The 1893-nt window shown below is 69.3% G+C and carries 1 protein-coding gene and 1 pseudogene; one reads left to right on the forward strand and one right to left on the reverse strand.

What is annotated here, in order from left to right; all coding sequences use genetic code 11:
- Window positions 1-61 precede the first annotated feature (61 nt).
- Window positions 62-1285, reverse strand: coding sequence for a PGF-CTERM-anchored ABC transporter substrate-binding protein (locus BN903_RS14905; protein WP_048078477.1), 1224 nt, complete (start codon window positions 1283-1285; stop codon window positions 62-64).
- Between the two features lie 62 nt (window positions 1286-1347).
- Here BN903_RS14905 and BN903_RS14910 point away from each other — a divergent pair.
- Window positions 1348-1893 (forward strand): annotated as a pseudogene (locus tag BN903_RS14910) (iron chelate uptake ABC transporter family permease subunit); the annotation flags it as partial.

Consider the following 1893-nt stretch of genomic DNA (forward strand, 5'->3'; position numbering starts at 1 on the left):
TCCGCAGTCACCTGATGGGACAGGGAATCTGAAACGGCCGACCGTCCGGAAAGGAGTCAGTTCACTCGCGCCGCGCGAGCAGACCGGTCGCGAGCAGCGCGAGGGCGGCCGCGACGACGCCGAACCCGGGCGACTCCGCGCCGGTGTTCCCGTCGGTCTCGTTGCCGTCCGCGGTCGTGAGGTCGGTCCCGTTGTCCGCGTCGCCGTCGTTCGAACCGTCCTCACCGTCACCTGACGAGTCGTCGCCGTCACTCGGCGAGTCGTCGTCCGTGTCGCCGCTCGACCCGTCGGTCGACCCCTCACTGTCGGCCTGTATCTCGACGACCGCGTTCGAGAGCGTCGTCGTCGACTCGATCACGCTGCGCGGTGCCGGCTGGTTGAGGTAGTTCCGGTTCATCACGACGTAGTTGTCCTCGACCCCCGCGGTCGTGCTGGCGTACGGCTCCTGATCGAGGATAGTGGCCTCTGAGTCGGTGACTAACAGTAGCTCGGGGTTCGTTTCGAGGATGACCTCGTCGGAGAGCTGCGGGTACGCCTCGTACTCGGCGGCGACGTTGTCGGTGCCGCCGGCGTTCATGATCGCGTCGATGAAGGTGTTGTTCGCGGCGACGTAGCCGCCGCCCAGCGGGTACAGCGCTGCCGGGCGGTCGACGTCGCCGGTCCGGTTCTCGGCGGCGTCGACGGCGTCGTACATCTCCTCGTTGGTCTCGCTCGCGGCGTCGCACGCGCCGACGAGCCGGCCGATCGTCTCCGTCTTCTCGGCGATGTCGTCGATGGAGGTCGCCGCCTGGAAGTGGTAGACGGTCAGCCCCTGCTCGCGGAGCGGCTGGACGTCGGCCGACGAGGAGTTGGGCGCTAACACGAGGTCGGGCTCGGTGTCGACGACGCGCTCGACGCTCGCCCCGAACTCGGCGGAGACGTTGGCGCGCTCGTCGGCACCGTCGAGGTAGAGCGCGAACTGGCTCACGCCGACGACGCGGTCCTGCTCGCCGAGCTCCCACAGCGTCTGTGCCGCCGACGGGTTGATCGTCGTGATCCGGTCGGGGGACTCGTTGAGCGTGATCGTCGTCCCCGTCGCGTCGGTCACCTCGACCGGGAAGCCGCAGGCGTCGTCGGTCTGCGTCGGCGCGTCCGCGGTTCCGATCTCCCCGGCCGCTGATCCCCCGACAGCGGTCGGCCCCTCGGTCGATATCGTCGGCTGTGCGCCCGCGGCGGTCCCGGCGACGCCGCCGAGCAGGGCGGTCGTCACCAGCACGGCCATTGCGATCGCGAAGCTGTTTCGCATCGGATCGACGACCGGCCTCGTCCAATAAGTATTTACCTACTACAAGTTGTGTTGGAGAACGTATGCGACCCTGGGTTCGGTCGTCGTCGTGGTCGGCGGCGATAGCGGCGCTGTTGGCGGTCGTCGTCGTCGTCAGCGCCGCGATCGGTCCGGTCAGAATCCCGCCAGAGACCGTCGTGAAATCGGTGTTGAACGCGCTCACGGTGCCGGTGGGGATCGAAACGAGCGGGGGTGTCGGCCCGCTGTCGGTGCCCGGCGTCGGACCGCTCACGCTCCCCGGTCTCGATCTCGCGTTCGCGTCGCCGTTCGCGTTCCCCGTCGACTCCGTCCACCAGCAGATCGTCGTCGGGGTGCGGCTCCCCCGGATCCTGCTGGCCGCGCTCGTCGGGTTCGCGCTCGCGGCCGCCGGCACCGTGATGCAGGGCTTCTTCCGCAACCCGATGGCCGACCCCTCGATCATCGGCGTCTCCTCGGGGGCGGCGGTCGGCGCGGTGGCGTTCATCGTCTTCCCGGTCGCGCTCTCGACGACGGTCGCGCTCCCGCTCGTCGGGTCCGTCGAGGTGGCGCTCTCCCGTGGCGCGGGAACCCAGCCTCTTCGCGTTCGTCGG

Source organism: Halorubrum sp. AJ67 (assembly GCF_000513435.1).

What these genes read in the sequence shown, in the direction of transcription:
- BN903_RS14905 (WP_048078477.1), bottom strand. Translation starts at nt 1,285, where the DNA reads ATGCGAAACAGCTTCGCGATCGCAATGGCCGTGCTGGTGACGACCGCC.